This is a genomic window from Tolypothrix sp. VBCCA 56010, assembly GCF_050875635.1.
Lineage (GTDB): Bacteria > Cyanobacteriota > Cyanobacteriia > Cyanobacteriales > Nostocaceae > Hassallia.
This window is the reverse complement of sequence record NZ_JBPAOH010000026.1, coordinates 65,870-72,263: the sequence shown is the minus strand read 5'-3', so window position 1 is coordinate 72,263 and position 6,394 is coordinate 65,870. Positions and strand designations below refer to the sequence as shown.

At 41.7% G+C, this 6,394-nt stretch carries 4 protein-coding genes and 1 pseudogene; all 5 read right to left on the bottom strand.

Annotated features, from left to right (window positions below; genetic code table 11):
• Positions 1–96 precede the first annotated feature (96 nt).
• On the bottom strand, positions 97–621 hold the full coding sequence (locus AABK37_RS11830) for a class I SAM-dependent methyltransferase (protein ID WP_432551760.1): 525 nt from the start codon (positions 619–621) through the stop codon (positions 97–99).
• Positions 622–663: 42 nt separating this feature from the next.
• Positions 664–2,427 (bottom strand): annotated as a pseudogene (locus tag AABK37_RS11825) (ABC transporter ATP-binding protein).
• Between the two features lie 1,007 nt (positions 2,428–3,434).
• Entirely contained in the window at positions 3,435–4,004 is a 570-nt protein-coding gene (locus AABK37_RS11820) for a Uma2 family endonuclease (protein ID WP_432551764.1), read from the bottom strand.
• A gap of 112 nt (positions 4,005–4,116) precedes the next feature.
• A complete protein-coding gene (locus AABK37_RS11815; RefSeq protein WP_432551763.1) occupies positions 4,117–4,833 on the bottom strand; it encodes a Crp/Fnr family transcriptional regulator in 717 nt (238 codons plus the stop codon).
• 228 nt (positions 4,834–5,061) lie between these two features.
• Positions 5,062–6,297, bottom strand: a complete 1,236-nt coding sequence (locus AABK37_RS11810) for an LL-diaminopimelate aminotransferase (protein ID WP_432551759.1) — start codon at positions 6,295–6,297, stop codon at positions 5,062–5,064.
• Positions 6,298–6,394: the final 97 nt, after the last annotated feature.

Genomic DNA, 6,394 nt, shown 5'->3' with positions numbered 1-6,394 from the left:
TTCCTTTATCAATCATGAAAAACGAGCAACTTTTTTGAATTCTTGAAAAACTGTATCACAGGTTACTATTTTTTGACGATCGCAAAAGTTTTCGGTCTACTGAAATTCTCTTATCATCTGGCGGTTGGTTTCATCCTCACTGGAAACCATGGTATTAACGAGCAAGATATAATCGAATTTATCCTTCCACTCAGGTTTTTGTTCTGTTAATTTGGTAGAATCAGCTAGCTCAAAAACGAATTGCTGATTCTTGAGTCTGGAATCTCCCAAGGCTTGAAACCAACTTTCCACGGCTTTTTCAATCGCCGTCTGGGAAAAATCGGTACAGTAAACCTGTCCAATGTTGGGACAAAATTCTAGTAATGTCTTCTGAAGATAAATTTCCGAGCCACAACCGGGAATTAAAACTTTGATATCAGGCGAATTGGGAATATCAAAACCGGGAGAGCGTTCGGGACGGACTAAGGTTTTGCAGATTTTCGGGTCTTGGGTCAGGCTGAAAGTATTATTGGCATAATCCTTGTGGTTTTCATCCCAGAGAGCTTTCTCTTCCTCAAGTGATTTTGAGGCAAGGCCCTGGGAAGATGGGATTAGCCATTTGGAATCATTTGTACTCGTCATAAAACTCAACTCCAATATATTTAATACACGTCAAATCTGTTATCAGGAACGGACAAGCTCTACTACATCGTTATTTGCTCTATGACTTTGTTGCCAAAGCGTGGCATATAGTCCCCCAAGTTGAATCAAATCTACATGACTACCTGATTCAACAATGCGCCCGTTTTCCATCACAAAAATTACATCCGCACGTAACGCTTGACTAATGCGATGGGTGATGATAATGACTGTGCATTCTGACGCAATGCGCGATAACGTGGCGAGGATTCCTGCTTCGGTAATCGGGTCTAGTGCTGATGTGGCTTCATCTAAAATTAGGATGGCTGGATTTCTCACCAAGGCTCTTGCTAGGGCGATTCTTTGCCGCTGTCCCCCCGATAGCTGTCCGCCTCTATTGCCAACGGGTGTATCATAGCCTTGAGGTAAACTCAGAATAAAATCGTGAATTTCTGCGGCTTTGGCTGCGGCTTCTATTTGCTTTCTTGTAGCTTCTAAATAGCCCATGCGGATATTCTCTTCCACCGAGTCATTAAACAAAATGACATCCTGAGAAACCAGTCCAATTTAAGAACGCAGTGATTGTTGCGTGCAGAAGCGCAAATCAACTTTATCAAACAGAATTTGACCCTTATCCAGGTCATAAAATCGTGTCAGTAAATTGACAATTGTACTTTTACCTGCACCAGAAGAACCAACAAACACTGCAAAGTCCCCTTTGCGGATATTTAGGGATAGGTTCTTAATTCCTCTTCTTTCTTCCGAGTAGCTAAAGCTAGCATTTTCAAAACGAATTTCACCCTCAAAATGCGGCAAGTCAACGGCGTTTGGAGCATCCTGCACTTGGGGAATTTCTGACAAAATATCGCTGATGCGTTGCAGGGCTGCCACTGCTGCTATAAATTCAGGCAACATTGCAGTCAAGCCAAGGATATTGAGATGCAAACCCAGCAAGAAAACCTGATAAGAAACGAGCGTTCCTACTGTAATCAAATTCCAGTAAGTCATCGCCGCACCGACACTTAAAATTACAACTTGCAAGAGGACAAAAACTACAATGGGAATTTTCTGTACTAGGTAAGACACAAACATTGCCGGGACATAAACTCGTTTCAAGTCATTCAGATGAACTGAAAATCTTTTGGTAACTTGTTTTTCCAGCCCAAATATTTTGACAACGGATTGCGAGAGAATATTCTCTTCGGCTATGCTGGCAATTTCTCCTTCCTTGTCCATCAATTCATAGCTCTTTTCAGTAGCAATTTGGGCAATTTTTGTCGGAGCAATTATGCAGAATGTTAAACCAATGCAACTGAGAATAGCCAACTGCCAGTTAAGAAAAAAGAGGATCGAGACAGAAAATAGGATGCCACTGAAGTCTATAATCAGCACTGACAGTCCCATTGTGACCAAACCACTTTCCACTCTATTTGTATCTGATATTAAACATTTGACAATATCCTCAGCAGAACGCCGCCCAAAAAAATCCATCGACAGGTTCTGGAGATGCTCAAATATAGAGATGCGGATATTGTTGATTATCAGAATACCCAAACGCGCTCCTAAGAAGTTTCCTAGCAAACCGATGCAGCCGTATAAGATTGCGCCAACGACCATGAGCGAGATAATTAAAATCAAAAGACCATAGTTTTTAGGAACAATAGCCGCATCGATAATAAATTTTAAACTAGCCCTCATGGCTGAATCAAATGCTGCGTCAAATATCAGGCAGCCAACAAGTAAAATAGCTAGCCATTTATAACCAGCAATATATTTATTAATACTTTTGAGAAACCAAAGAGCCTGCATTATTATTTGGTCTGAATGTCTGAAAAACTTAATTGGCTTTTTTTTCGGCAGTAGTAAGAGCGCGAAAATAAAATAAATAATTCATCAGTGACATAGAAATAGCTGCTGATGAATTATTTAAGTTATATTCTGTTATTTGTTATTAGAAACCGCGCGGGTATCTTAGCATGATTTTTTCTCCTTTTTATTGGGTTTTAATTGTTTTTTCGCTGAACACCAGCGACATAGAAATAGCTGCTGATGAATTATTTGAGTTATATTCTGTTATTTGTTATTAGAACCAGAATCGTCTCATGATTTTTTCTCCTTTTTATTGGGTTTTAATTGTTTTTTTTCGCAGAACACCTACCACTGATTATGCGGTATGCGTTTTGCTTGTCTTTGTCATGTACGTTTTTAAACTAAAAACATAACAGTAATTACACGTATTTAGCGCCAATTCACTTTGGCAAGCAATTGTATAACAAATATTAACTTTATAAGTATATAAGTCAGGTGATTGCCCAATTAAATATAGCGCTTTGCAGTTGAGTCCAATTTCCCTACGTTCGCGCAGCGTCTTTGTGATTGAGAAGAGAGGCAAGGGGAGTAAGACTCAATCTCCTATGAGGAGAGAGGAATGGAAGCGAGGTTAAAAATGTACTCCACCCAACCGAGAACCGCTATAAATGTGGTTTAGCTTATTGCATTGCCATGCAACCGGCTATAGTAGCTCTCTCGTCGGCTCTGTGTGCGACGACATACTTGTAATTTGATACTAAATTTTTAGATAAATTACTGGTAATTACTTATATGAGTATTTTGTACTGTTATGTATAACCTGCAAAAAAGCACACCGTACCATTCTTTTGCAGTTGTAGGTTCGAGTCGGTGATCGCCCACCCCAACTTTCTACACCTTAAACTTTTCGGTAATCCGTTTCATCGCCTCTTCCACATTCTCCCGGCTATTAAATGCCGAAATCCGATTCTAATCGCCAGCCAATTGCAATTATTATTAACAATTTTTTATGTAAAACTTAACCACGCGAATACATCTGCAACAGATAATTGCCAGTCTTTTAATACACTGAGAACTGGTAGAATATCTTGTCCTTCTTTAATTTCTGGTAGTTGGTTAGGTTGAGAAACCATTACAGATTCATCTTCGGGGTCAAGAAACCAACCTAGCTTTGTACCATTTTGTATAGAAAATGTAATTTTACGGATAACTCTGTTTGGAGATTGTTCGGGAGAAAGAATTTCAATTATCCAATCTGGATAAATTTCAAATTTATTAGCTACTCTCCCTTTGGCATCAAGAGGAATTCTTTGCCATTCAAACACAGCAATATCTAAAACTAAAGAGCGATCGCCAAATGTGCAGCGTAATTCAGTAAAAGCATAAGCTATTTTTTGTACTTTACCAACTTGATTGATAGCAGAGACTAATTCGGTTTGAATTGTACTATGTTTTCCCTGTGGCATTGGCTTTTGGTAGATGCGTCCGTCGATATATTCACTAGCAGGTTTGGTTTCTGACAATTTCAGAAACTCTTCTAGCGAAAGGTTTGAAGATACCTGAGTTGATAGCATAATCAGCAATTACTCCTTAAAACCCTGCCAAGAATTTTGCAATCTGTTTAGGGCATATTCGACTTTTTGATAAGCTAGCACCAAAAGCGATCGCCTCTCTACTTGACAATAGCTTTCAACTGTGTTTCTTGCCTAGCAACCTAGCGTACTCGCCTTTGATGATTTCATAACACTCACAGGAAGCAGCTTCCAATTTCTGCCGATTCAAAATGGTAATTTTGCCACGGGTGTAGCGAATCAGTCCTGCTTGTTGAAGGCTGTTAGCTGCCTCCGTGACCCCAGCACGTCGTACACCCAGCATCTGGGACATAAATTCTTGAGTCAGGGGCAACTCGTTTGACTGTATACGGTCACAGACGATCAGCAGCCAACGGGCAAGTCTCTCATCCAAACGATGGAGGCGGTTGCAGGCAGCCCCTTGAGAGACTTGGGCGTACAGCGCTTGTATGTACCGCAGCAGCAGGCTTTGCAGTGAACCACCCTGCTCAAACTCCGTTTTCAGCAAGCTTGCCTTCATCCTCATGGCAGAGTCAGGAACCTGCACGGTCGCGGTTGTGGTCGCGATGTTGTCTCCCAAAACTGGGGGGATACCCGTTATCCCATCATTACCCACTAAGCCCACTTCGACCATCGAGCCATCATCCATAGTGGAGAGCAAAGAAACTATTGCCCGAAGGGGAAAATAGACGTATTCGATTGGTTCACCAACCTCGTGAAGGACTTGCTTTAAAGAAAGCTGGACATGCTTTAGGTGGGGAACAAGGCGCTGGTACTCAGCATCTGGTAAACCTGCTAGCAGCCGATTGACTGCCTGGGGGGAGGCTTCGGACATCGGGTATTTGTCATCTCCGGAAATTGAGTCTTTGTTAGAAAAAACAACTAACGGCATAAGGAGAAGAATCTAGACCCTAATCCGAATGTCAAGAGTGTTGATTTCCCAAAAAAATCAAAATTTGGTTTTTATTATATGATAGATATTAAAATTTTCCGCCGCCTCTACCGCTCGCGGTAGAGGCGGCGGAGAACTAATTAGGTATCCGGAGCGATCGCCCACCCCAATCTACATTTTAAACTTCTCGGTAATCCGTTTCATCGCTTCTTCCACATTCTCCCGGCTATTAAATGCGGAAATCCGAAAGTAACCTTCACCCGCAGCACCAAAACCAGAACCGGGTGTTCCCACAACATTTACAGTTTGCAACAATTTATCGAAGAAATCCCAACTCGACAAATTATTAGGCGTTTTCACCCAGACGTAAGGCGCATTTACGCCGCCATATACCTGCAATCCCGCTGCTGTCAGTTGTTCCGTAATTATTTTTGCATTTTCCATATAAAACTTGACAAGTGCCTGAGTTTGTGATATACCTTCCTCAGAGTAAATTGCCTCGGCTCCGCGTTGGACGATATAAGACACTCCATTAAACTTGGTAGATTGGCGGCGATTCCACAGCTTCCACAGTTCCACATCGGAATTATCAGCAGCTTTGGCTTTGAGTGTCTTCGGCACAACCGTTAAGGCACAACGAGTACCGGTAAAGCCGGCATTCTTGGAAAAAGAGCGAAACTCGATCGCACAATCTCTTGCCCCTTCAATTTCATAAATCGAGTGCGGAATCTCGGAATCGGTGATAAACGCTTCGTAAGCTGCATCAAAGAAAATAATCGAGTTATGAGACTTAGCATAATCTACCCACGCCTTCAAATGTTCTTTGCTGGCAGTTGCGCCGGTGGGATTATTAGGAAAGCACAGATAAATTAAATCGATTTTCCGATCGGGAATTTCGGCAGTAAAGTTATTCTCTGCCGTAATTGGCAAATATACCAAACCCTCAAACTCACCTTTATCATTAGCCGCTCCGGTATGTCCAGCCATGACATTGGTATCTACATACACCGGATAAACAGGATCGGTGACAGCGATCGCATTATCATTACCAAAGATATCCAGAATATTGCCCGTGTCGCATTTAGAACCATCAGAAATGAAAATTTCCGATGCATCAACCTCACATCCGCGAGATTGAAAGTCATGTAAAGCAATTTTCTCACGCAACCAAGCATAACCTTGTTCTGGACCGTAGCCTTTGAACGTAGAGCGATCGCCCATTTCTTCGACAGCTTTAATCATCGCTGTGCGACAAGCTTCAGGTAAAGGTTCGGTGACATCACCAATACCTAACCGAATGATATTTGCCTCACTGTTTGCCTCCGCGAAAGCATTGACTCGTCGAGCAATTTCTGGAAACAAATAGCCTGCTTTGAGCTTAAGGAAATTGTTATTAATTTTCGCCATAGTAGATTGCGACAAACACGAAATACGACATCAGCCGGAGAGTGCCTACGCTGAGTGGAACCTCAATATTGTGCAATATATCCGAACTATTATTCCT